The 21,781-nt window shown below is 72.7% G+C and carries 24 protein-coding genes and 1 riboswitch; of the genes, 13 read left to right on the forward strand and 11 right to left on the reverse strand.

Annotated features, from left to right (window positions below):
* The first annotated feature begins 75 nt into the window (after positions 1-75).
* From JAO84_RS04130 to JAO84_RS04150, 5 genes are all read left to right on the forward strand, one after another.
* Positions 76-1,323 carry a Mur ligase family protein gene (locus JAO84_RS04130; RefSeq protein ID WP_265866768.1) on the forward strand — a complete coding sequence of 416 codons (1,248 nt, stop codon included), beginning with the start codon at positions 76-78 and terminating at the stop codon, positions 1,321-1,323.
* Between the two features lie 37 nt (positions 1,324-1,360).
* Positions 1,361-2,089 (forward strand): type 1 glutamine amidotransferase, encoded by a 729-nt coding sequence (locus JAO84_RS04135; protein ID WP_265866769.1) that lies wholly within the window; start codon positions 1,361-1,363, stop codon positions 2,087-2,089.
* Positions 2,090-2,266: 177 nt separating this feature from the next.
* Positions 2,267-3,295, forward strand: coding sequence for a 6-phosphofructokinase (locus JAO84_RS04140; RefSeq protein WP_370410493.1), 1,029 nt, complete (start codon positions 2,267-2,269; stop codon positions 3,293-3,295).
* Between the two features lie 127 nt (positions 3,296-3,422).
* Positions 3,423-4,373, forward strand: a complete 951-nt coding sequence (locus tag JAO84_RS04145; RefSeq protein ID WP_370410494.1) for a cytochrome c oxidase assembly protein — start codon at positions 3,423-3,425, stop codon at positions 4,371-4,373.
* A 134-nt stretch (positions 4,374-4,507) separates the two neighbouring features.
* A complete protein-coding gene (locus JAO84_RS04150) occupies positions 4,508-4,717 on the forward strand; it encodes a hypothetical protein (protein WP_265866894.1) in 210 nt (69 codons plus the stop codon).
* A 22-nt stretch (positions 4,718-4,739) separates the two neighbouring features.
* Here the strand turns inward: JAO84_RS04150 and JAO84_RS04155 are convergent, their stop codons facing one another.
* On the reverse strand, positions 4,740-5,735 hold the full coding sequence (locus JAO84_RS04155; RefSeq protein WP_370410496.1) for a DUF3048 domain-containing protein: 996 nt from the start codon (positions 5,733-5,735) through the stop codon (positions 4,740-4,742).
* A gap of 72 nt (positions 5,736-5,807) precedes the next feature.
* Here JAO84_RS04155 and JAO84_RS04160 point away from each other — a divergent pair, with 72 nt between their 5' ends.
* The gene (locus JAO84_RS04160; protein WP_370410498.1) at positions 5,808-6,488 is read left to right on the forward strand and encodes a lysophospholipid acyltransferase family protein; all 681 of its coding nucleotides are present in this window, start codon (positions 5,808-5,810) and stop codon (positions 6,486-6,488) included.
* 136 nt (positions 6,489-6,624) lie between these two features.
* Positions 6,625-7,665, forward strand: coding sequence for an NAD-dependent epimerase/dehydratase family protein (locus tag JAO84_RS04165; RefSeq protein WP_370410500.1), 1,041 nt, complete (start codon positions 6,625-6,627; stop codon positions 7,663-7,665).
* Positions 7,666-7,731: 66 nt separating this feature from the next.
* Here JAO84_RS04165 and JAO84_RS04170 read toward each other — a convergent pair whose 3' ends face one another.
* From JAO84_RS04170 to JAO84_RS04205, 8 genes are all read right to left on the reverse strand, one after another.
* Complete coding sequence (locus tag JAO84_RS04170; RefSeq protein WP_370410502.1) at positions 7,732-9,309, reverse strand: alpha/beta hydrolase; 1,578 nt, start codon at positions 9,307-9,309, stop codon at positions 7,732-7,734.
* 179 nt (positions 9,310-9,488) lie between these two features.
* A complete protein-coding gene (locus tag JAO84_RS04175; protein WP_370410504.1) occupies positions 9,489-10,271 on the reverse strand; it encodes an urease accessory protein UreD in 783 nt (260 codons plus the stop codon).
* Complete coding sequence (gene ureG, locus JAO84_RS04180) at positions 10,259-10,936, reverse strand: urease accessory protein UreG (protein WP_370410506.1); 678 nt, start codon at positions 10,934-10,936, stop codon at positions 10,259-10,261. Before ureG ends, JAO84_RS04175 begins: the two co-directional genes overlap by 13 nt.
* A 20-nt stretch (positions 10,937-10,956) precedes the next feature.
* Positions 10,957-11,631 carry an urease accessory protein UreF gene (locus tag JAO84_RS04185; RefSeq protein WP_370410508.1) on the reverse strand — a complete coding sequence of 225 codons (675 nt, stop codon included), beginning with the start codon at positions 11,629-11,631 and terminating at the stop codon, positions 10,957-10,959.
* On the reverse strand, positions 11,631-13,352 hold the full coding sequence (locus JAO84_RS04190; protein ID WP_370410510.1) for an urease subunit alpha: 1,722 nt from the start codon (positions 13,350-13,352) through the stop codon (positions 11,631-11,633). Before JAO84_RS04190 ends, JAO84_RS04185 begins: the two co-directional genes overlap by 1 nt.
* Positions 13,345-13,704 (reverse strand): urease subunit beta, encoded by a 360-nt coding sequence (locus JAO84_RS04195; RefSeq protein ID WP_370410512.1) that lies wholly within the window; start codon positions 13,702-13,704, stop codon positions 13,345-13,347. Before JAO84_RS04195 ends, JAO84_RS04190 begins: the two co-directional genes overlap by 8 nt.
* 17 nt (positions 13,705-13,721) lie before the next feature.
* Positions 13,722-14,024, reverse strand: a complete 303-nt coding sequence (locus JAO84_RS04200) for an urease subunit gamma (protein ID WP_370410513.1) — start codon at positions 14,022-14,024, stop codon at positions 13,722-13,724.
* Positions 14,025-14,201: 177 nt separating this feature from the next.
* A complete protein-coding gene (locus JAO84_RS04205) occupies positions 14,202-14,486 on the reverse strand; it encodes a type II toxin-antitoxin system Phd/YefM family antitoxin (protein WP_370410515.1) in 285 nt (94 codons plus the stop codon).
* Between the two features lie 56 nt (positions 14,487-14,542).
* Here JAO84_RS04205 and JAO84_RS04210 point away from each other — a divergent pair, with 56 nt between their 5' ends.
* From JAO84_RS04210 to JAO84_RS04220, 3 genes are all read left to right on the forward strand, one after another.
* Positions 14,543-15,190, forward strand: a complete 648-nt coding sequence (locus JAO84_RS04210; RefSeq protein WP_370410517.1) for an ATP-dependent Clp protease proteolytic subunit — start codon at positions 14,543-14,545, stop codon at positions 15,188-15,190.
* 7 nt (positions 15,191-15,197) lie between these two features.
* Positions 15,198-15,503, forward strand: coding sequence for a hypothetical protein (locus JAO84_RS04215; protein ID WP_370410519.1), 306 nt, complete (start codon positions 15,198-15,200; stop codon positions 15,501-15,503).
* Between the two features lie 315 nt (positions 15,504-15,818).
* Positions 15,819-16,016: riboswitch (cyclic di-AMP (ydaO/yuaA leader) on the forward strand.
* A gap of 3 nt (positions 16,017-16,019) precedes the next feature.
* Positions 16,020-16,496 (forward strand): C40 family peptidase, encoded by a 477-nt coding sequence (locus tag JAO84_RS04220; protein WP_370410521.1) that lies wholly within the window; start codon positions 16,020-16,022, stop codon positions 16,494-16,496.
* A 45-nt stretch (positions 16,497-16,541) separates the two neighbouring features.
* Here the strand turns inward: JAO84_RS04220 and JAO84_RS04225 are convergent, their stop codons facing one another.
* Together JAO84_RS04225 and JAO84_RS04230 are read right to left on the reverse strand one after the other, a co-directional pair.
* Positions 16,542-16,976 carry an ATP-binding protein gene (locus tag JAO84_RS04225; protein ID WP_370410523.1) on the reverse strand — a complete coding sequence of 145 codons (435 nt, stop codon included), beginning with the start codon at positions 16,974-16,976 and terminating at the stop codon, positions 16,542-16,544.
* Positions 16,977-17,134: 158 nt separating this feature from the next.
* Positions 17,135-18,334: an 8-amino-7-oxononanoate synthase gene (locus JAO84_RS04230; RefSeq protein ID WP_370410525.1), complete on the reverse strand. Its 1,200-nt coding sequence runs from the start codon at positions 18,332-18,334 to the stop codon at positions 17,135-17,137.
* Positions 18,335-18,476: 142 nt separating this feature from the next.
* On the opposite strand from JAO84_RS04230, the gene bioB reads away from it, so the two are divergent.
* The 3 genes from bioB to bioD are packed head-to-tail and all read left to right on the forward strand — an operon-like array spanning position 18,477 to position 21,771.
* Positions 18,477-19,724, forward strand: a complete 1,248-nt coding sequence (gene bioB, locus JAO84_RS04235; protein WP_370410527.1) for a biotin synthase BioB — start codon at positions 18,477-18,479, stop codon at positions 19,722-19,724.
* A complete protein-coding gene (locus JAO84_RS04240; protein WP_370410529.1) occupies positions 19,717-21,006 on the forward strand; it encodes an adenosylmethionine--8-amino-7-oxononanoate transaminase in 1,290 nt (429 codons plus the stop codon). Before bioB ends, JAO84_RS04240 begins: the two co-directional genes overlap by 8 nt.
* A 48-nt stretch (positions 21,007-21,054) precedes the next feature.
* Positions 21,055-21,771, forward strand: coding sequence for a dethiobiotin synthase (gene bioD / locus JAO84_RS04245; protein WP_370410531.1), 717 nt, complete (start codon positions 21,055-21,057; stop codon positions 21,769-21,771).
* Positions 21,772-21,781: the final 10 nt, after the last annotated feature.

Here is a 21,781-nt window from a genome sequence, read left to right on the forward strand (position 1 = left end):
GCGGTGCCGCGGTTCGGGCTGCTGGCCGGATCTCGATAGGCTGAGCCCGGACCGACGCAAGGAGGAACAAGGACGATGTCAGGGAACGCCGCTAATCCAGAGCCGCTGTCGGCGCGCGCCAAGCTCGCCGTGACCGCGGGCAAGGCCGCCGCCGCGGTGTCGCGGGCGGCCGGCCGCGGCAGCGGATCGGTGATCGGCGGCCGGGTGGCGCTGAAGCTCGACCCCGATCTGCTGGGACAGCTCGCGCAGCACCTCGATGTCGTGCTCGTCTCGGCGACCAACGGCAAGACGACCACGACGCGCCTGATCGCCGAGGCCCTGCGGGCCGCGGGCCCGGTCGTGTCGAACGCGCTCGGCGCCAACATGCCCGCCGGCATCACCTCCGCCCTGGCCGGCGGCTCGGAGTCGAAGTACGCCGTGATCGAGGTCGACGAGAAGTACCTGGCCGGTGTGGCCCGGGACACCTCGCCCAAGGCGATCGCGCTGCTCAACCTCTCGCGCGACCAGCTCGACCGCGCCGCCGAGACCCGGATGCTCGCCGAGAAGTGGCGCGAGGGTCTCAACGGCAGCAAGGCCGTGATCATCGCCAACGCCGACGACCCGCTGATCGTCTGGGCCGCGTCCTCCTCCCCCAACGTGGTGTGGGTGGCCGTCGGGCAGGAGTGGAAGGACGACGCCTGGTCCTGCCCCGCCTGCGGCGGTGTGCTGCAGCGCCCCGGCGACGACTGGTTCTGCGGCGAGTGCGGCTTCCGCCGCCCCGCCCCCAGCTGGGCGCTCAACGGCGACCACGTCCTCGACCCGCACGGCTCCGCCTGGCCGATCCGGCTCCAGCTGCCCGGCCGCGCCAACAAGGCCAACGCCGCCACCTCCGCCGCGGTCGCCGCGGTCTTCGGGGTGCCGCCGCAGGTCGCCCTTGAGCGCATGTACCAGGTGCAGGCCGTCGCCGGCCGCTATGACGTGGTCACCTTCCAGGGCCGCGAGCTGCGGCTGCTCCTGGCCAAGAACCCGGCCGGCTGGCTCGAAACGTTTTCCCTGATCGACCAGCCGCCGGCCCCGGTGATCCTCTCCGTCAACGCCCGCGGCGCCGACGGCACCGACACCTCCTGGCTGTGGGACGTGGACTACGGACGCCTGGCCGGCCACCCGATCATGGTGATCGGCGACCGCAAGCTCGACCTGGCCGTGCGCCTCGAGGTCGCGGGCGTGGACTTCCGCGTCTGCGAGACCCTCGACGAGGCCGTCACGGTGGCCCCGCCCGGGCAGATCGAGCTGATCGCCAACTACACGGCCTTCCAGGACGTCCGCCGCCGCGTCGGCAACTGACCCCGGCCCCGACACGACTCGCAGAAGGACTTGCAGCATGAGTGACAGCAGCCTGCGGGTGGTCTGGGTCTACCCGGACCTCCTCAGCACCTACGGCGACCAGGGCAACGTCCTCGTCGTCGAGCGCCGCGCCCGGCAGCGCGGGCTCAGCGTCGAGCGCCTCGACGTGCGCAGCGACCAGCCCATCCCGACCTCCGGCGACATCTACCTGGTCGGCGGCGGCGAGGACCGTCCGCAGCGGCTCGCGGCCGAGCGGCTGCGCCGCGACGGCGGGCTGAACCGGGCGGCGGCCAACGGCGCGATCATCTTCTCGGTGTGCGCCGGCTACCAGATCCTGGGCCACGAGTTCATCAACGACCTGGGCGAGCGCGAGCCGGGCCTCGGCCTGCTCGACGTCACCACGGTCCGCGGCGAGGGCGCCCGCTGCGTCGGCGACGTGCTCGCCGACATCGACCCGCGGCTCGGCCTGCCCCAGCTCACCGGGTTCGAGAACCACCAGGGCGTCACCCACCTCGGCCCGACCGCCCGCCCGTTCGCCCGGACCGTGTTCGGCAACGGCAACGGCACCGGCGACGGCACCGAGGGCGCGTACAACGACACGGTCTTCGGCACGTACATGCACGGCCCGGTCATGGCGCGGAACCCGCAGATCGCGGACCTGATGCTGAAGCTGGCGCTCGATGTCAACGCGCTGCCGCCGACCGACGACCGGTGGTACGAGGCGCTGCGCGCCGAGCGCATCGCGGCGGCCTCTCAGCCCGCCTGACGCCCCGCCAGGCCCGCACGTCTGAGCGGGCTAGCGCACATTGGATTCGTAAGTAAAGACGGTGTCCAATCTGCGGACATCCGGTTCGGCCCCGCCACTTTCCACCGATAGGGTGGCGGGGATCCAGCCGGACGACGTGGTCCGGGAGTCGGCCCACGTTGCAAAGGTTTTTGGGCTATGCGCATTGGTGTGCTCACCTCCGGCGGAGACTGTCCCGGTCTGAACGCCGTCATCCGGTCCGTCGTGCACCGCGCCGTCGTCGACCACGGTGACGAGGTCATCGGCTTCCACGACGGCTGGAAGGGCCTCCTGGAGGCGGACTACCGCAAGCTGGACCTGGACGCGGTGGGCGGCATCCTCGCCCGCGGCGGCACCATCCTCGGCTCGTCCCGGGTCCAGCCGGCCCATCTCGTCGACGGGGTCGAGCGGGCCAAGGGCCATGTCGCCGACCTGGGCATCGACGCGATCATCCCGATCGGCGGCGAGGGCACCCTGAAGGCGGCGAACCTGCTCTCCGAGGCCGGGCTGCCGATCGTGGGCGTCCCGAAGACCATCGACAACGACATCGCCTCCACCGACGTCACCTTCGGCTTCGACACCGCCGTGACCGTCGCCACCGAGGCCCTGGACCGGCTGAAGACCACCGCCGAGTCCCACCAGCGCTGTCTGGTCGTCGAGGTGATGGGCCGGCACACCGGCTGGATCGCGCTGCAGTCCGGCATGGCGGCCGGCGCGCACGCCATCGTGGTGCCCGAGCGGCCCTTCGACATCGACGAGCTGACCGCCCGGGTCGGCGCCCGCTTCGAGGACGGCAAGCGCTTCGCGATCGTCGTGGTCGCCGAGGGCGCGAAGCCGCGCGAGGGCGGCTCGATGGACTTCAAGACCGCCGGCACCGACATCTACGGCCACGAGCGCTTCACCGGTGTGGCCAACCAGCTCTCCGTGGAGCTGGAGCGGCGGCTCGGCAAGGAGGCCCGCCCGGTGATCCTCGGCCACGTGCAGCGCGGCGGCACCCCCACCGCGTACGACCGGGTCCTGGCGACCCGCTTCGGCTGGCACGCGGTCGAGGCGGCGCACCGCGGCGACTTCGGCAAGCTGACGGCGCTGCGCGGCACGGACATCGAGCTGGTCCCGCTGGCGCAGGCCGTGGAGACCCTGAAGACGGTCCCGGCCGACCGCTACGCCGAGGCCGAGAACGTGCTCTGACTCCCTCCCGGCGCGGGGTCCGCGCGCCACGAACCGCCCCCGGTCGCGATCGCGGCCGGGGGCGGTTCTAGTCTGGTCCGGACATCAAGCGCGACAACAGCGCGAATCGGGCGCCAGGAGTAGATAGATGGATCACAGCGGGCACGGCATGCCCATGGATCTGCCGCCGTTCACGCTGGGGCGGGGCCTGGAGTTCTCTCCCGACCTGTTCTTCCTGATCAGCTGTGTCGCCGGTCTCGGCCTCTACGGCTGGGGCGTGGCGCGGCTGCGGAGGCGCGGGGACGCCTGGCCGGTGAGCCGGACGGTGTTCTTCACGGTGGGCGTGCTGACCATCGCGCTGGTGATGTGCACCAAGCTGAACGACTACGGCATGGTCATGTTCAGCGTGCACATGGTGCAGCACATGGTGATCTCCATGCTGTCGCCGATCCTGCTGCTGCTCGGCGCGCCGGTGACGCTGGCGCTGCGGGCGCTGCCGGTGGCCGGCCGCGGGTCCACCGGCCCGCGCGAACTGCTGCTCAAGCTGCTGCACAGCCGCTACATGCGGATCGTCACGCACCCGGCGTTCACCATCTCGATGTTCATCGCGAGCCTCTACGCGCTGTACTTCTCGCCGCTCTTCGACTTCCTGATGGGCTCGAAGGCGGGTCACGTCGGGATGATGGTCCACTTCCTCGCCGTGGGCCTGGTCTTCTTCTGGCCGATCATGGGCGTGGACCCGGGCCCGCACCGGCCGGGCTATGTGATGCGGATGCTGGAGCTGTTCGCCGGCATGCCGTTCCACGCCTTCTTCGGCATCGCGATGATGATGGCCTCGGAGCCGCTGGTGAAGGTGTACACGAACCCGCCGGTCTCGCTCGGCATCGACGCCCTCGACGACCAGCACGCGGCCGGCGGCATCGCCTGGGCGTTCAGCGAGATCCCCTCGGTCCTGGTGCTGATCGCGCTCGTCTACCAGTGGTACCACTCCGAGCAGCGGCAGGCGGTCCGCAAGGACCGGGCCGCGGACCGGGACGGCGACAAGGAGCTGGAGGCGTACAACGCGTATCTGGCCTCGCTCCAGGCGCGCGGGCAGTGACCGCCCGGCGGCAGTTCCGTACACGCGGTAGTTCCGGACACAGCGTGCGACGGGCGCACGACAGCGCGTCCGAGGTCTGGCGCACGCCCCTCCTCCGGGGTCACGATGGGCGGGAGGTGGAGGAGGGCGGAGCGATGATGTCCGGTCCCACGAAGACGATGGGTGTGATCACCTTCGCCGCCCTGGTGCTGATCACCACCTACACGGTGGCGCTCGGCAGCAGCGGCTGGCTCTGGTTCGGCTGGGTGGTGCTCGGCGTGGCCACCATCGGGATGGCCGCCGCGGACGCCGGCGAGCCGCACGCCCGGCCCGTACCGCCCGGCCGTCCGAAACCGCACGCCTGAGGCCCCGGAACACTCCTGAGGCTCACCGCGTCCCTGTGAGCAGCACCCACACCTGGCCCGGCGCGAAGTTCAGCGGCGCGCCCGCCGGGGTGGTGAAGGCCGTGCCCCGGTCCGCGTCCGGCCGGCTCCAGCGGGCCGGGTACGCCCGCCCGTCGCGCAGCACCTCCGCCGTACCGGAACCGGTGGTCACGCTGTACGGGGAGACTGCGCCCAGGAAGTCGTGGAAGCGCGAGGACCGCACGGTGATGTGCTGCACCACGACGGTGGCCGGGGCGAGCGGCCCGTCCGGACGCCCGTCCATGGCGACGTGCCAGGCCTTCGCGGCGGGCGCCCAGGTGAAGGTGTAGCGGACGGCGGGGAAGCGCACGGTGCGGCTGTTGACCGGTTCGCCGCCCTGCGGGGCGGCACCGAAGCGGAAGCCGATGTCCTTGGCGTGGGTGGCGTTCGGTGCGGCGGCCAGCGCGCGGGCGGGCCGCAGGTACAGGTTGTGCGGGGCGCTGCGGGCGGGATCGCGCAGGAAGGCGCCGGGGGTGGTGCCCTCGGAGACCAGGTGCAGCGGCGCGGCCTTCAGCAGCGGGGTGAGGGCGCTCTGGGCGCCCGAGTAGGCGAGGACCGGGCTGCCGAACTGGCGCAGCAGGGCGAGGTCGGACTCGCGGGCGCTGCGGACCGGGCCGACGAGCTCCGGGGTCCGCGACGAATAGACGGCCATGAGGCGGGTCTGGCCGGACTCGACCTGCTCGACGTAGACGAGGTCGGCGCCGGTGAGCCCGGTGTGCGGGCGGGCCGCGGGCACGTTGTCGATCTTCACCGCGAGCACGGGCCCGGACCGGGCGGGCAGCCCGGTGAGCGGTGAGGTGCCGGCGGGCGGGGTGGTGGGCGCGGGGGTGGGCGTCGGGGTCGGGCGGGGCTCCGACGGGCCCGAGCCGGAGCAGCCGTACAGACCGGCGGCCGTCACGGCGCACAGCACGGCGGCGGTGGCGGCGGCGCCGGGACGCCTGTGCCCGCGCGCGCCTGTCATGGATCCCGCTCCTCCCCACCAGTGGACCACGCGGGCGGCCTTGGTTACAAAGGCAGGAAAAGGGGGTCTTGGATGTTCTACTACGTGCTGAAGCACGCGCTGCTCGGGCCGCTGCTCAAGCTGCTCTTCCGGCCGCGGGTGGAGGGTCTGGAGCACGTCCCGGAGGAGGGTGCGGCGATCGTCGCCGGGAACCATCTGTCCTTCTCGGACCACTTCCTGATGCCGGTGGTGCTGAGCCGCCGGATCACCTTCCTGGCGAAACAGGAGTACTTCACGGGGCCGGGTCTGAAGGGCCGGCTGACGGCCGCGTTCTTCCGCAGCGCGGGCCAGATCCCGGTGGACCGCTCGGGCCGGGAGGCCGGCCGGGCGGCGATCCGCGAGGGCCTCGGCGTGCTCGCGAAGGACGAGCTGCTCGGCATCTACCCGGAGGGCACCCGCTCGCACGACGGGCGCCTGTACAAGGGCAAGGTGGGGGTCGCGGTGATGGCCCTGACGGCCGGGGTGAAGGTGGTGCCGTGCGCGATGGTCGGCACCTTCGAGATCCAGCCGCCGGGCCGGGTGCTGCCGCGGATCCGCCGGGTCACCATCCGCTTCGGCGAGCCGCTGGACTTCTCCCGCTACGCGGGCCTCGCCGGCGAGAAGGCCGCGGTCCGCGCGGTCACCGACGAGATCATGTACGCGATCATGCGGCTGTCCGGGCAGGAGTACGTGGACGAGTACGCGGCGAAGGTCAAGGCGGCCGGGAGCTCCTGACGGCCCCGGCCTCACGGGCGGTTGCCGCCCGGGAGGTTCCCGGGCGGGAAGTTCCCGATCGGCGCACGCTGTCGGCGGATCCGCGCACGGCGAAAGCGGCTGGGCGGGTCCGCCGGCGGGCCGTAGCGTCCCCCGCATGACCAAGGGAAACGCGTTCGTGCTGGGAGCGACGGGACAGATCGGACGGGCGGCCGTGCGTGCGCTCGTCGCGGACGGATGGGAGGTGACCGCCGGCTCGCGCCGGGGCGTGCGGGACGAGAAGTGGCCGGACGAGGTCCGGACGGTGCGGGTGGACCGCGGTGAGGAGGGAGCGCTCGCGGCGGCGCTCGGCGCCGGAACGGACGTCCTGGTGGACGTCGTGGCCTTCGACGCCGCGCACGGGCGGCAGCTGACGGGCCTGGCGGACCGGATCGGTTCCGCGGTGGTGATCTCCAGCGGCGCGGTCTACGAGGACGAGCAGGGGCGGAACTTCGACACGCAGGACGAGCCGGACGGCTTCCCGCGGTACCCGGTGCCGATCCCGGAGACCTGGCGGACGGTCGCGCCGGGCGACTCCTCGTACGGCACCCGGAAGGTGGCCCTGGAGCGGGAGCTGCTCGGGGCGGGCGGGAAACTGCCGACGACGGTGCTCAGGGCGGCGGCCGTGCACGGCCCGTACAGCCCGGGTCCGCGCGAACTGTGGTTCGTGAAGCGGGCGTTGGACGGGCGACCGGTGCGGATCCTGGCCGAGGGCGGCCGGTCCGTGTTCCATCCGGCGCACGTCGACAACCTGGCCGAGCTGATCCGGCTCGCCGCGTCGAAGCCGGGCACACGGGTGCTCAACGGGGCGGACCCGGAGGCGCCGACGGTCGCCGAGATCGGTGCGGCGATCGACGCGGCGATGGGGGTGACCAGCGAGACGATCCCGTTCGACGGGCCGCCCGGGAAGGACTGGGTCGGCTGCACGCCGTGGACCGCTCCGCACTCGGTGGTCCTCGACATGGCGGCGGCGGAGCGGGAGTTGGGCTACCGGCCGGTGGTGGCGACGTACGCGGAGTCGCTGCCCGGCACGATCGAGTTCCTGGCCGCGACGGTCGCGGAGCAGGACTGGCGGGAGGCCTTCCCCGGCCTGGTGAAGTACGGGATCGACTTCTTCGACTACGCGGCCGAGGACGCCTGGCTGGCCGCCCGGCGCTGACGGCGGATTCGACGGCGAAGGGGTCGGTCGCCGGACGGCGACCGACCCCTTCGCTTCGTCAGGGTGTTACGGCTTCGGCGTGGCGTGCGGCTCGCACGTCACGTCGCGGCTGTCGACCTTGCCGGTCAGCAGGTACGTCTCGACCCGCGGGTTGATGCAGGCGTTCACCAGGTTGGTGACGCCGTGCGAGCCGGCGTTCTTCTCGGTGATGAGGCGCGAGCCCTTGAAGCGCTTGTGCAGCTCGACGGCGCCGGCGTACGGGGTGGCGGCGTCACGCTCGGACTGGACGATGAGCACCGGCGGCAGGCCCTTGCCCGTCTTCACCTCGGTCGGCCGCTGGCGCGGCGCGGACCAGGTGGCGCAGGGCAGGTTCATCCAGGCGTTGGCCCAGGTCATGAACGGGTACTGCTCGTGCAGGCGGGAGTTGTCCCGGTCCCACTTCTTCCAGCTGGTCGGCCAGGGCGCGTCGGCGCACTCGACGGCCGTGTAGACCGCGTTGCCGTTCTCCGAGGAGATGTTGCCCGCGGTGTCGGTGGGGTCCGAGGCGGCCGAGTCGATCAGCGGCTGCGGGTCGCCCGCGGCGTAGGCGCTCCAGGCCTCCGCGACCGGGACCCACATGGAGTCGTAGTACGGGGCGTTCTGGAAGAAGCCGATGAGCTCGGCCGGGCCGACCTTGCCGCCGAGCGGCTCCTTCTTGGCGGCGGCGCGCAGGGTCACCCACTGCTGCTGCACCTCGGCGTAGGTCTTGCCGAGGTGGAAGGCGTCGTCGTGCTGGGCGACCCAGGTCATCCAGTCCTTGAGGCGGCCCTCGAAGGCGATGTCCTGGTTCAGGTTGGCCCCGTACCAGATCTCCTTCTTCGACGGGTCCACCACGCTGTCCACGATCATGCGGCGCACGTGGTCCGGGTACAGGGTGCCGTAGACGGCGCCGAGGTAGGTGCCGTAGGAGACGCCGATGAAGTTGAGCTTCTTCTCGCCGAGCGCGGCGCGGATGACGTCCAGGTCACGGGCGGTGTTCCGGGTCGTCATGTAGGGCAGCATGTCGCCGCTCTTCTCGGCGCAGCCCTTGGCGTACTCGGCGGCCAGCTTGCGCTGGGCGAGCTTGTCGGCCTCGCTGTCCGGGACCGGGTCGGCCTTGGGGCCCTTGACGAACTCGGCCGGGTCGACGCAGGAGATGGGCGCCGAGTGGCCGACGCCGCGCGGGTCGAAGCCGACGAAGTCGTAGGCCTTGGCGGTGTTCACCCAGAGCGGGGCCTTGGTCGTGACCCGGCGCGGGAAGCGCAGTCCGGAGCCGCCGGGGCCGCCCGGGTTGTAGAGCAGGGCGCCCTGCTTCTCCTGGGGCGTGCCGGTGGCGCGGGTGCGGTCGACGGCGAGCTTGATCTGCTTGCCGTTGGGCTTGGTGTAGTCGACCGGGACGGTGACCCAGCCGCACTGGATGGGCTTCTCCAGGCCCCAGTCGGCGGGGCAGTCCTGCCAGTCGATGCCGGCCTTCGCCGCGCGGGCGGCGGCCACGGCAGCGCCGCGGGCCTCGTCGTCGCCGCCGTGGCGGCTCTGCGCGCTGGCCGCCGGAGCGGCGAGCGCGGTCGCCATCAGCGTGCCCGCTATGAGAGTGCCGGCCGAGCCGAGCACTGCACTACGTCGCAAGTGGTTCCTCCCCCTCAATAGGCGCCGCCCCCTTGACAGCGCCGTGTGGGTCGTCCGGGGGATCCTCGCGTCAACGGGGCCTCGGGTTAAAGGGCGTACACGTGTTCTTTGCCGAACCGATAAGCGGTGACCGGTGTCCCGCTCAGAGGTGAACCCCCGAACTGGGTTCGCAATCTGGCTCAGAACGGGACGAGTACGCGCAGAGCCTCGTCGAGGACCCGGCGCAGGGCCAGGGCGTCCGGGGCGACGGCGGTGACGAGCGCGGCGGGGCCGGCCAGCGGGGCGAGCACCGCGTGCTCGCCGAGCAGCCGGGTGCCGACCGGCTTGTCGGCGAACTCCGGGTCGACGACGAGGAGTTGTCCGGTGGCGCGGTGTCCGGCGAGGACGGCGGGGCCGTCCCAGCCGGCCGGGGCGCCGGGCCCGCAGCCGAGTTCCTGGTCGAACAGCGGGCGTCCGGCGCGCCGGACGGAGAGCCGGGTCGCGAGGGTGCCGGGTTCCTCCTGGTGCCGGCCGAGGATCTGTTCCTCGCGGAGGATGAGCCGGGCGGTGGGGTCGAGGTCGACCGTGGTGCGCATCCGCAGCACGGAGCCGGTGGCGCACACCAACTGTTCGGGCAGCCAGCGCAGTTCGGCACCGGCGCCGACGGTGAGCCCGATCTCGTACGAGGCGGGGGCGCCGGTCCGGCCGGGCAGGGCGACGGTCGCGGCGGCGGAGTCGACGAGCAGCCGCGCCCCGTCCCGTACCTCCGCGTCCAGGCGGAGCCGGTCGCCGCCCAGCGGGGCGCTCATCGCGCCGACGACGGTGACCCGGGTGTACGGGCCGGACGGGCCGTGCGGGCCGGTGGCGCGGGTGCGGCGGAGGGCGAGCGGTCCGTCGCTCTCCAGGACGGGCAGGGAGCCGTCGGCGGCGGCGGCGATCCGCGCGCTCGCGGTCAGGGCCGTACGGTCGTTCACGCGGTCCACGCGGCGAGCCGCTCGCGGACCCAGTCGGCGACGGGCGCGACGCCCTGCTCGGAGCGGAGCGAGGTGAAGGCGACGGGCAGTTCGCCGCGCTGTTCCTTGGCGTCGCGGGCCATCCGCTCCAGGTCGGAGCCGACGTACGGGGCGAGGTCGGTCTTGTTGATCACGAGCAGGTCGGCGGTGGTGACGCCGGGGCCGCCCTTGCGCGGGATGTCGTCGCCGCCGGCCACGTCGATGACGAAGATCTGGGCGTCGACGAGGCCCTTGGAGAAGGTGGCGGTGAGGTTGTCGCCGCCGGACTCGACGAGGACGAGGTCGAGCGGGCCGACGCTGTCCTCCAGGTCCTCGACGGCTTCGAGGTTGGCGGAGATGTCGTCGCGGATGGCGGTGTGCGGGCAGGCGCCGGTCTCGACGGCGGTGATCCGCTCGGGCGGCAGGACGGCCTCGCGGAGCAGGAACTCGGCGTCCTCGCGGGTGTAGATGTCGTTGGTGACGACGGCGAGGGAGAGGGTGTCGCGCAGGGCCCGGCAGAGGGCGGCGACGGTGGCGGTCTTGCCGGAGCCGACGGGGCCGCCGAGGCCGATGCGCAGGGCGCGGCGGGTGCCGTCGGGCCGGTGGGCGTCGGCGGAGACGGCGGTGCCGTGGTCGTGGGAGTGGTCGAGGTGCATGGTGGTGGACTCCGGGGTTCTCAGGAGGCGAAGAGGCGGACGGGCCAGGCCGCGTGCTGTTCGGCGGTGAGGTCGAGCAGCGGTGCGGACGCGGCGGGCAGCGCGTCCGGGCCTTCGGTGAGTGCGAGGTGGGCGGCCTGGGCGGCGCGGGCCGCCACCCGGTCGAGCTCCGGGGCGAGCCGGGCGAGCACGGCGGTGGCCTGGAAGGGGTCGAGGCCGAGCAGCCGCACCACCGCGGTCGCGGGGCCGCCGACCGTCTCGTACGCGACGCAGTGCGCGGCGTCCTCGGGGCCGAGCCCGGCGGCCCGCGCGGTGGTGCCGAGGACGATCGGCTGGTGGGCGCCGCGCGGGAACGCGGCGGCCAGGCCGTCGAGTTCGGGTCCGGGCCAGGCGGCGAGGGCGGCCCGCATCAGCTGCCGCCCGAGCCGCCGGCTCGCGGCGCGCAGGGCGGGCGACGGGGTGCGGGCGTCGGCGGCCTCGTCGAGGGCGTACGGTTCGGCGCCGAGGGCCGCGGCGGCGGCGAGGGCGGCCGTGGTGAGGCCGGTGGTGTGCAGCCGGCCGCGGCAGAAGGCTTCGAACCCGGCGGCATCGCGGATGCGGCCGGCCTTGACGGCGGCCTCGGCGCCGCCGGAGTGCGCGTGCCCGCCGGCGGGGAACCGCCCGTCGGCGAGCACGAGGAGAGCCGAGCGCGTCATCAGAAGAGGAAGTAACGCTGGGCCATGGGGAGTTCGGCGGCGGGTGCCGGTTCGACCGGTTCGCCGTCGATGGTCACCGTGAAGGTGTCGGCGTCGACCTCGACCCGGGGCAGGGCGTCGTTCTCGCGCATGTCGGCCTTGGTGGTCCGGCGGGTGGAGCGGATCGGGGTGAACTCCTTGTGCAGAGCGAGCTTCTGCGGCAGGTCGTCCTCGATCGCCGCCTCGGCGACGAAGTTGACGGAGCCCGCGGCGGCCGCCCTGCCGAGGGCGCCGAACATGGGCCGGGGCAGCACGGGTTGGGGGGTGGGGATGGAGGCGTTGGCGTCGCCCATCTGCGCGTACGCGATCTGGCCGCCCTTGAGGACGACGAGCGGCTTGACGCCGAAGAAGGCGGGCTCCCACAGCACCAGGTCGGCGAGCTTGCCGGGTTCGACAGAGCCGATGAGGTGGCCCATGCCCTGGGCGACGGCCGGGTTGATCGTGTACTTGGCGACATAGCGGCGGGCCCGGTGGTTGTCGGCGGCGCCGTCGCCGGGCAACGCGCCGCGCCGCTTCTTCATGACGTGGGCGGTCTGCCAGGTCCGCATGATCACCTCGCCGATCCGGCCCATGGCCTGGGAGTCGGAGGAGATGATCGAGATCGCGCCCAGGTCGTGCAGGATGTCCTCGGCGGCGATGGTCGAGGGCCGGATCCGGGACTCGGCGAAGGCCAGGTCCTCGGGGACGGCCGGGTTGAGGTGGTGACAGACCATCAGCATGTCGAGGTGTTCCTCGATGGTGTTGACGGTGTGCGGCCGGGTGGGGTTGGTCGAGCTGGGCAGCACGTGCGGCTCGGAGACCACGGTGATGATGTCGGGCGCGTGTCCGCCGCCCGCGCCCTCGGTGTGGTACGCGTGGATGGTGCGGCCGGCGATGGCGGCGAGGGTGTCGCCGACGAAGCCGGCCTCGTTCAAGGTGTCGGTGTGGATGGCGAGTTGGGCGCCGGTCTCGTCGCAGACGCTCAGACAGGCGTCGATGACGGCCGGGGTGGCGCCCCAGTCCTCGTGGATCTTGAACCCGAGGGCGCCGCCGCGCAGTTGGGAGTGCATGGCCTCCCGGGACATGGTGTTGCCCTTGCCGAGCAGGCCGATGTTGACCGGGAAGGTGTCCAGGGCCTCGAACATCCGGGCCGTGTGCCAGGGTCCGGGGGTGACGGTGGTGGCCTTGGTGCCCTCGGCGGGTCCGGTGCCGCCGCCGACGAGGGTGGTCACGCCGGTGGCGAGGGCCTGGTCGACGACGGTCGGCGAGATGAAGTGGACATGGGTGTCGACGGCTCCGGCGGTGACGATCCGGCCGTTGCCGACGATCACCTCGGTCTCGGGGCCGATGACGAGCTCCGGGTGCACCCCGTCCATGGTGTCGGGGTTGCCGGCCTTGCCGAGGGCGGTGATGCGGCCGTCGCGGATGCCGATGTCGGCCTTGACGACGCCCCAGTGGTCGATGACGACGGCGCCGGTGATCACGGTGTCGGGGGCGCCCTCGGCCCGGGTGGTCCGGGACTGGCCCATGGACTCGCGGATGACCTTGCCGCCGCCGAAGACGGCTTCCTCGCCGGCCCGGCCGGGACCGCCGGAGCGGTCCTCCTCGATCTCGACGAGCAGGTCGGTGTCGGCGAGCCGGATCCGGTCGCCGGTGGTGGGTCCGAACAGGTCGGCGTACGCGGCGCGGTGCAGCTCAGGCACGGTCGCCTCCCTCGGTCTCGGCGTCGTCAAGGGGTCCGACGGTCTCGTCCAGCTGTCCGGCGGTCTCGCCGCGCAGTCCGGGCACGATCCGGCGGCCGGCCACCGGCACCAGCTCGACCTCTACGGGGATGCCCGGCTCGAAGCGGACGGCGGTGCCCGCGGCGATGTTCAGGCGCAGTCCGCGGGCGGCGGCGCGGTCGAAGTCGAGGCCGGGGTTGGCCTCGGCGAAGTGGTAGTGGGAGCCGACCTGGACGGGCCGGTCGGCGGCGTTGAGGACGGTGAGGCGGGTGACGGGGCGGCCCTCGTTGAGGGTCACCGGCCCGTCCCCGTAGAGGATCTCGCCGGGGATCACGGTGTGCGTCCGCCCCTTCAGACGATGGGGTCGTGGACGGTGACGAGCTTGGTCCCGTCCGGGAAGGTGGCCTCGATCTGGACATCGTGGATCATCTCGGGGATGCCGTCCATGACCTCGTCGCGGGTGAGCACCTTGCGGCCGGAGGCCATGAGCTCGGCGACGGTCCGGCCGTCGCGGGCGCCTTCGAGGACGTGCGAGGTGATGAGGGCGACGGCCTCGGGGTGGTTGAGCCGCACGCCGCGCGCCCGGCGCTTCTCGGCCACGTCGGCCGCGACATGGATGAGCAGACGTTCCTGCTCATGGGGGCTGAGTTGCACGCTTCCACCTCACTGTCGTCACCGGGCTCGATGCCCCGGACAGCAGCGGACCCTACCGAGCTTCAACACTCTGTTGACCTGCGGAGACGGTTCGCCGCGCCAGAGATTGCACGTTAGGGCGGAAGTTTTTCCGGCTCGTTAACTGACGCTTTGCGCGGTCATTAAACGAGCGCTTGTTCAGGACCGGGACGCGCCCGGGTCCTGATGGTGGGCGGCGATGCCGAACCTGCGCTGTTCGCCCGCGGCGGACGCCGAGCCGCCGATCCGCGACACCGAGCTGATCACCGGCTCCTCGGCCGGCTCCCGCAGCGCCTCGAGTTTCTCCAGGTCGGCGGCGGAGACCAGGGCGACGAGCGGCTTGCCGTGGCGGGTGACGACCACCCGCTCGTCGCCGTACACGACGCGGTTGATCAGGTCCGCGAGCTCGGCGCGCGCTTGCGTCACCGGAATCTCGTAAGTCATGCTCCTCATCTTACGGCCTGTACGTCCTGTACATTTTTTACAGAAGGAGGAGTGCCATGAACGGCATCGGCAGCACGCGGAGCACCATGCGGTACGTCCTTCCGGAGTTCACCGAGCGCACGAGCTCCGGGACCCGCACCCTCGACCCCTACTCCAAGCTGCTCCAGGAGCGGATCGTCCTCCTGGGCGCACCCGTCGACGAGACCTCGGCCAACGACGTCATCGCGCAGTTCCTGCACCTGGACTACGCCTCGCCCGGGCAGGTGATCAGCCTGTACATCAACTCCCCGGGCGGCTCGGTCAGCGCCATGACCTCGGTCTACGACACGATCCGCACGGTCTCCTGCGAGGTGGAGACCATCTGCCTCGGCCAGGCCGTCGGGCCGGCCGCGGTGCTGCTCGCGGCGGGTTCGCCCGGTCGCCGGCTCGCCCTGCCGGGCGCCCGGATCGTGCTGCAGCAGCCCTCGCTCGACGAGCCGTTGCAGGGACAGCCCAGCGATCTCGACGTCCAGGCACGGGAATTGCTGCGCCAGCGCGAGCTGATCGCCCGCCTGCTCGCGGACCACACCGGACAGGACCGGGAGCGGATCGACGCCGACCTGGACCGCGTCACCGTGCTCGACGCGCCGGCGGCCCGCGCGTACGGCCTGGTGGACCACGTCGTTCGCAGCCGCCGGGCGTCCGCCGGCGCCGGGGAGGAGTGAGGCCGTCGTGGTGCCGGAGCTTCCGCCGCTGCCCGCCCTGACGCGCGCCGAGGGCGAGTTCGTGGACGCGTACCTCGAAGTCATCGATCTCCTGGGGAGAATCAACCCATCCAGGACCTCGCATACCTATGGGGCGCTGCGCGCGGCCCAGGCCCTGGTCGGACGGGCGACGGCGCTCCGGGACGCACTGACGCTCATGCATCTGCGGGGCGAGAGCGAGGTGCACGCGGACACATTGGCGCGTGCGCTAAGGGTGTTGGACGGCGAGCGGCGCTCCGGTCGGGTCACCCTGCCCGGGGAGAGGGCGAGTTGACACCGGCGCGTGTCGTGTCGAGGTCCACACGGGGCACGTGGACCGCAGAATCGCTCCCCCGTTCGGCGTAGTCGACGAATCGACATGGAGCTCAGGTGAGTTGCGCAACAGGTGTACGCATCTGGCGGAATCAGTCGTTCCGATGCTGGTGAACGACTCATGGGCCAAACCTCTGACGATCGCGAAACCTGACTGTCCACCCGAATGGATCAGTCGTGAGGAGCCTCACATATCGCCGTTTCAGCTCGGATTTCGCCCTGGGTGTGGGTCAAGATCCCTGTCGACGACAAGCCCCCGCCACCCACGGCGGGGCGGTCCGGGCGGACGCCGAGTCCTGCCGCCGTCCCGGACGTCTGGTCGACAGGAGTGGACCGGCAGGAGTGGAGGACCCGAGCAACACGGGCCGCCCGAGCAGTACGGGCGTCCCTCGGGGTGAAGCCGCAGCCGCGGCCGGGCATCTTCGCCAGCCCGAACCCGACAGGTCATCCTTCGCAGGCGGCTGACGAAGGGTTGCGCATGACTGCGCAGATGCATGTCCCGTCCCTGCTGTCCCGGGCCGGAGCCGTCTCGGCTCTCACCCTCGCCGCCGTCGGCGGCACGCTGCTCGCACCGGGAGCGGCGCCCGAGGCCCAGGCGGCGACCTCCTACGCGAGCAAGGCGCTGAACGTCGCCGCCTCCAAGAAGGGGTCCCCCTACAAGTACGGCGCCAGCGGCCCGAGCCGCTTCGACTGCTCGGGCCTCACGCTCTACTCGTACAAGAAGGCGGGCAGGACGCTGCCGCGCACCGCGCAGCAGCAGTACAACAAGACCCGGCACATCTCCTCGGGCAGCCGGCAGGTGGGCGACCTGGTGTTCTTCCACTCCGGCGGAAGCGTGTACCACGTCGGGATCTACGCGGGTAACAACAAGATCTGGCACTCGCCCAAGACCGGGTCCTGGGTGAAGCTCGACAAGATCTGGAGCTCGAAGGTCTACTACGGCCGGGTGAGGTGACCCGCCCGGAGCCGAGGGCGGACCGCCGGGCGGACCGCCGGGCGGTCAGGCCTGGGTCAGCGCCGCCGTCCACGGCAGATTGATCCACACCGTCTTGCCGCCCTCCGCCGTCGGGGTCACCGAGAGCCGGCCGCCCGCCTCCTTCGTCAGGGAGCGGATGATCACCATTCCCCGCCCGTTGTCCTGCTGCACGGCCGCCGGAAGGCGCTGCGGCCAGCGGGGATGGCTGTCGGTGACCCCGATGTGCAGCTGCTCGTCCCGCTCCAGACGCACGTCGACGGTGAAGGTGGGCGACTGGCCGAAGGTGTGCAGGACCGCGTTGGTCGCCAGCTCCGAGACGATCAGCCGGACCGCGTCCGCCGTCTCGGTCGCGCTGTCGAGCCCCCAGGAGGTGAGCACCTCCGCGACGTACCGCCGCGCGGTGGAGACCGAGGCGGGGTCGCTCGGCAGCGTGACGGTTGCTTCCTGCTGGTCTGCCATGCGACGCCGTCCTTCTCCCGCCGGGCCACGCCCGGAATGCTCTGCGCGTCAGCCTGCCATCGAAGTCACCGCGCCGTGCGTCGATCCACCAGATATACGGATATCTGTCGCCCGAAGCGGTGAACCGCACAGACGCTTGTACGTGTGGCCGTCCGGGCTCAGAGCGCCCCGGGCGGCGCCGTCCGTACGATCGTCGCCACCGCACGCTCGATCTCCGCGTCCGTGAGGTCCGCCCGTGCGGTCAGCCGCAGCCGGGAGATGCCGTCGGGCACCGACGGGGGCCGGAAGCAGCCCACGCCGAGGCCGAGTTCACGGCAGTCGGCGGCCCAGCGCAGCGCCTCCTCGGGGCCCGGGGCGCGTACCGAGACGACGGCCGCGTCGGGGTGCGCGGCGGTGAGGCCGGCGGCGGTGAGCAGCCGGTGCAGGGTGCGGGCGACGGTGCCGGCGCGGGCCGGCAGGGCGGACTCGGCGGCGATCAGGCGGAGGCTCGCGAGGGCCCCGCCGACCGCGGCCGGGGCGAGGCCGGTGTCGAAGATGAAGGTACGGGCGGCGTTGACCAGGTGCTCGATCACCCGGGCCGGGCCGAGCACCGCCCCGCCCTGGCTGCCCAGGGACTTGGACAGGGTGAGGGTCGCGACCACATCCGGGTCGCCCGCCAGGCCGGCCTCGTGGAGGGTGCCGCGGCCGCCGTCGCCGAGCACGCCGAAGCCGTGGGCGTCGTCGACGACCAGACCCGCGCCGTGCTCGCGGCAGGCCGCGGCGAGCCCGGGGAGCGGCGCCTTGTCCCCGTCCACCGAGAACACCGCGTCGCTGACCACGAGGGCCGGGCGGCCGGGGTGCGCGGCCAGGGTCTTGGCGACCGCCGCCGGATCGGCGTGCGGCACGACCGTGGTCTCGGCCCGGGCGAGCCGGCAGCCGTCGACGATGGAGGCGTGGTTGTCGGCGTCGGAGAGGATCAGGCCGTCGCGGAGGGACAGCGCGGTGAGCGCCGCCAGGTTGGCCGCGTAGCCGGAGGAGAAGACGAGCGCGGCCTCGAAGCCGCAGAACGCGGCGAGTTCCTGTTCGAGCCGGGCGTGCAGCCGGGTCGTGCCGGTGACCAGGCGGGAGCCGGTGGCGCCGGCGCCCCAGCGGCGGGCGGCCTCGGCGGCGGCCTCGGTGATCTCGGGGCGGCGGGTCAGACCGAGGTAGTCGTTGCTGGCCAGGTCGAGGAGTTCGGACTCGGCGGTCCGGGGCCGCAGGGTGCGCACCAGGCCGGCCGCCGCGCGCTGCCGGGCCGCCGTCTCGGTCCAGTCGAAGGCGGCCGGGCGCGGGCCCGCCCCCGCGGCGGGGTCCAGGGGGTCCTCGGCGTACGGCGGCATGGCGGGTCCTTTTGTAGGCAGCGCACAGACCCTAACCGGAACGGGCCGAGGTCAGGATGTGGCCATGCACACACCTCAATCGGCGTCGTTTGTTCGGATCCTCCTTGGCCAGGGGGCGGGCCGTAGGCCAGGATCAACGCTTATGGACCTGCTGAACACGCTGGTGGAGAAGGGGCTGCGACGCGAGTCGCCGACCCGTGAAGAAGCGCTCGCCGTGCTGGCGACCTCCGACGACGAGCTGCTCGATGTGGTGAGCGCGGCCGGCAAGGTGCGCCGGCAGTGGTTCGGGCGACGGGTGAAGCTCAACTATCTCGTCAATCTGAAGTCCGGCCTGTGCCCCGAGGACTGCTCCTACTGTTCGCAGCGGCTCGGCTCGACGGCCGGGATCCTCAAGTACTCCTGGCTCAAGCCCGACGAGGCCTCGGCCGCGGCGGCCGCCGGTGTCGCCGGCGGCGCCAAGCGGGTCTGCCTGGTGGCGAGCGGCCGCGGCCCGACCGACCGGGACGTGGAGCGGGTCGGCAGGACCATCGAGGCGATCAAGGAGCAGAACGAGGGCATCGAGGTCTGCGCCTGCCTCGGGCTGCTCTCCGACGGCCAGGCCGAGCGCCTGAAGGAAGCCGGCGCCGACGCGTACAACCACAACCTCAACACCTCCGAGGGCACGTACGGCGAGATCACCAGCACCCACACCTACGCGGACCGCGTGGACACCGTGCAGAAGGCGCACGGCGCGGGCCTGTCGGCCTGTTCGGGTCTGATCGCGGGCATGGGCGAGACCGACGAGGACCTGGTCGACGTGGTGTTCGCGCTGCGCGAGCTGGACTCGGACTCGGTGCCGGTCAACTTCCTCATCCCCTTCGAGGGCACCCCGCTCGCCAAGGAGTGGAACCTCACCCCGCAGCGCTGTCTGCGGATCCTCGCGATGGTGCGCTTCGTCTGCCCCGACGTGGAGGTCCGGATCGCGGGCGGCCGCGAGGTGCATCTGCGCTCCATGCAGCCGCTGGCCCTGAACATCGCCAACTCGATCTTCCTGGGCGACTATCTGACCAGCGAGGGCCAGGCCGGCCAGGCCGACCTGGACATGATCGCGGACGCCGGCTTCGAGGTGGAGGGCGCGGGTACGACCACGCTGCCCGCGCACCGGGCGGACGTCGCGGCGGCCGCTGCGGCCGGCGCGGGCTGCGGTTCGCACGCCGAGGCGGGTGCGGGTGCGGGTGCGGGCTGCGGTTCGCACGCGGAGGCCGGGGGCGGTTGCGGTCCGTGCGGCGGGCACGCCGGGACGGACGCCCGGGCCGAGGAAGCGGCTCCGGCCGACGCGTCGGGCGCGCGCACGGACCTGGTGGCGGTGCGCCGCCGCGGCGCCGGTACGGACCTCGCGCCGAATGCGTAACACCGGTACCGCCGAACTCCTCGCCCTGGACCGGGCGCACGTCTGGCACCCGTACGGCCCGATGCCCGGCCGTACGGAACCGCTGGTCGTCGCGTCCGCGTCCGGGGTGAGGCTCCGGCTCGCCGAACCCGCCGAGGGGCACGCCGAGTTGGTGGACGGCATGTCCTCCTGGTGGTCGGCCGTGCACGGCTACAACCACCCGGTGCTCAACGAGGCCGCGCGCGGCCAGCTGGACCGGATGAGCCACGTCATGTTCGGCGGGCTCACCCACGAGCCGGCCGTGCGGCTCGCCGCGCGCCTGGTGGAGATCACCCCGGAGCCGCTGCGGCACGTCTTCCTCAGCGACTCCGGTTCGGTGGCGGTCGAGGTCGCCGCGAAGATGTGCCTGCAGTACTGGCGCTCGCTCGGCCGGCCCGCCAAGCGGCGGCTGCTGACATGGCGGGGCGGCTACCACGGCGACACCTGGCAGCCGATGTCCGTCTGCGACCCCGAGGGCGGCATGCACGAGCTGTGGTCGGGGGTGCTCCAGAAGCAGGTCTTCGTGGACGCCCCGCCGGCGGAGTACGAGGAGTCGTACGCCGAGCAGCTGCGCGAGGCGATCGGGCGGCACGCCGACGAGCTGGCCGCGGTGATCGTGGAGCCGGTCGTGCAGGGCGCCGGCGGCATGCGCTTCCACAGCCCGGAGTACCTGCGGGTGCTGCGGGAGGCCTGCGACGCGCACGACGTGCTGCTCGTCTTCGACGAGATCGCCACCGGCTTCGGGCGCACCGGCGCGCTGTTCGCCGCCGACCACGCCGGGGTCGCCCCCGATGTGATGTGCCTCGGCAAGGCGCTGACCGGCGGCTATCTCTCGATGGCGGCGACGCTCTGCACGAGCCGGGTCGCCGACGGCATCTCGCGCGGCGAGGTCCCGGTACTCGCGCACGGCCCGACCTTCATGGGCAACCCACTGGCCTCCGCCGTGGCCCTGGCCTCGGTGGAGCTGCTCCTCGGCCAGGACTGGCAGGTCGAGGTCAAACGGATCGAGTCGGGCCTCCGCGAGGGCCTCGCCGAGGCCGCCGCCCTTCCCGGCGTCCGGGACGTGCGGGTGCTCGGCGCCATCGGCGTGGTCCAGCTCGACCACGACGTCGACATGCCCGCCGCCACCCGCGCGGCGGTCCGCGAGGGCGTGTGGCTGCGCCCGTTCCGCGACCTGATCTACACGATGCCGCCGTTCGTGACGGGCGACGAAGACGTGGCCCGGATCTGCGCGGCGGTCCGGGCGGCGGCCGCGGCGGGCTAGGGCCTGTCCCTCACCTCGGGTACGTACAAGAAGGAAAGGCTCCACCCCATGACCGTCATCGTCGTCACCGGCACCGGCACCGAGATCGGCAAGACGATCGTCACCGCCGCGCTCGCCGCGGTGGCCACCGCCGACGGGCGTTCCGTCGCCGTGCTCAAGCCCGCTCAGACCGGCGTCGCGCCGGGCGAGGCGGGGGACGCGGACGAGGTCGTACGGCTCTCGGGCGCGGTGACGGGGGTGGAACTGGCCCGGTTCCCGGAGCCGTTGGCGCCGGGGACCGCGGCCCGGCGGGCCGGGATGGCGCCGGTGCGCCCGGACGAGGTCGCCGCGGCGGCCCGGAAGCTGGCGGAGGAGCACGACCTGGTTCTGGTCGAGGGCGCGGGCGGGCTGCTCGTGCGCTTCGACGAGGAGGGCGGCACGCTCGCGGACGCGGCGGGGCTGCTCGGCGCGCCGGTGCTCGTGGTGGCGCCGGCCGGGCTCGGCACGCTCAACTCGACGGCCCTGACGGCGGAGGCGCTGCGGGCCCGCGGCATCGCGCAGCTGGGCGTGGTGGTCGGCAGCTGGCCGGCCGACCCGGACCTCGCGGCCCGGTGCAACCTCGCGGACCTGCCGGAGGTGGCGGGCGCGCCGCTGCTCGGCGCCGTCCCGGCGGGCGCGGGCGCGCTGCCCCCTGAGGCCTTCCGGGCCGCGGCGGCCGGCTGGCTGGCGCCCGCGCTGGGCGGCACCTGGGACGCGGCGGAGTTCGCGGCGACGTCACGGCCCTGACCTCCTTACC

The organism is Streptomyces fradiae (genome assembly GCF_041270065.1).
GTDB lineage: Bacteria > Actinomycetota > Actinomycetes > Streptomycetales > Streptomycetaceae > Streptomyces.

Excerpts from the sequence above, each read along its gene's own strand:
- JAO84_RS04130 (WP_265866768.1), top strand. The coding sequence starts at position 76 with ATGTCAGGGAACGCCGCTAATCCAGAGCCGCTGTCGGCGCGCGCCAAG.
- JAO84_RS04135 (WP_265866769.1), top strand. The coding sequence starts at position 1,361 with ATGAGTGACAGCAGCCTGCGGGTGGTCTGGGTCTACCCGGACCTCCTC.
- JAO84_RS04140 (WP_370410493.1), top strand. The coding sequence starts at position 2,267 with ATGCGCATTGGTGTGCTCACCTCCGGCGGAGACTGTCCCGGTCTGAAC.
- JAO84_RS04145 (WP_370410494.1), top strand. The coding sequence starts at position 3,423 with ATGGATCACAGCGGGCACGGCATGCCCATGGATCTGCCGCCGTTCACG.
- JAO84_RS04150 (WP_265866894.1), top strand. The coding sequence starts at position 4,508 with ATGATGTCCGGTCCCACGAAGACGATGGGTGTGATCACCTTCGCCGCC.
- JAO84_RS04155 (WP_370410496.1), bottom strand. The coding sequence starts at position 5,735 with ATGACAGGCGCGCGCGGGCACAGGCGTCCCGGCGCCGCCGCCACCGCC.
- JAO84_RS04160 (WP_370410498.1), top strand. The coding sequence starts at position 5,808 with ATGTTCTACTACGTGCTGAAGCACGCGCTGCTCGGGCCGCTGCTCAAG.
- JAO84_RS04165 (WP_370410500.1), top strand. The coding sequence starts at position 6,625 with ATGACCAAGGGAAACGCGTTCGTGCTGGGAGCGACGGGACAGATCGGA.
- ureG (WP_370410506.1), bottom strand. The coding sequence starts at position 10,936 with ATGCACCTCGACCACTCCCACGACCACGGCACCGCCGTCTCCGCCGAC.
- JAO84_RS04185 (WP_370410508.1), bottom strand. The coding sequence starts at position 11,631 with ATGACGCGCTCGGCTCTCCTCGTGCTCGCCGACGGGCGGTTCCCCGCC.
- JAO84_RS04205 (WP_370410515.1), bottom strand. The coding sequence starts at position 14,486 with ATGACTTACGAGATTCCGGTGACGCAAGCGCGCGCCGAGCTCGCGGAC.
- JAO84_RS04210 (WP_370410517.1), top strand. The coding sequence starts at position 14,543 with ATGAACGGCATCGGCAGCACGCGGAGCACCATGCGGTACGTCCTTCCG.
- JAO84_RS04220 (WP_370410521.1), top strand. The coding sequence starts at position 16,020 with ATGACTGCGCAGATGCATGTCCCGTCCCTGCTGTCCCGGGCCGGAGCC.
- JAO84_RS04225 (WP_370410523.1), bottom strand. The coding sequence starts at position 16,976 with ATGGCAGACCAGCAGGAAGCAACCGTCACGCTGCCGAGCGACCCCGCC.
- JAO84_RS04230 (WP_370410525.1), bottom strand. The coding sequence starts at position 18,334 with ATGCCGCCGTACGCCGAGGACCCCCTGGACCCCGCCGCGGGGGCGGGC.
- bioB (WP_370410527.1), top strand. The coding sequence starts at position 18,477 with ATGGACCTGCTGAACACGCTGGTGGAGAAGGGGCTGCGACGCGAGTCG.
- JAO84_RS04240 (WP_370410529.1), top strand. The coding sequence starts at position 19,717 with ATGCGTAACACCGGTACCGCCGAACTCCTCGCCCTGGACCGGGCGCAC.
- bioD (WP_370410531.1), top strand. The coding sequence starts at position 21,055 with ATGACCGTCATCGTCGTCACCGGCACCGGCACCGAGATCGGCAAGACG.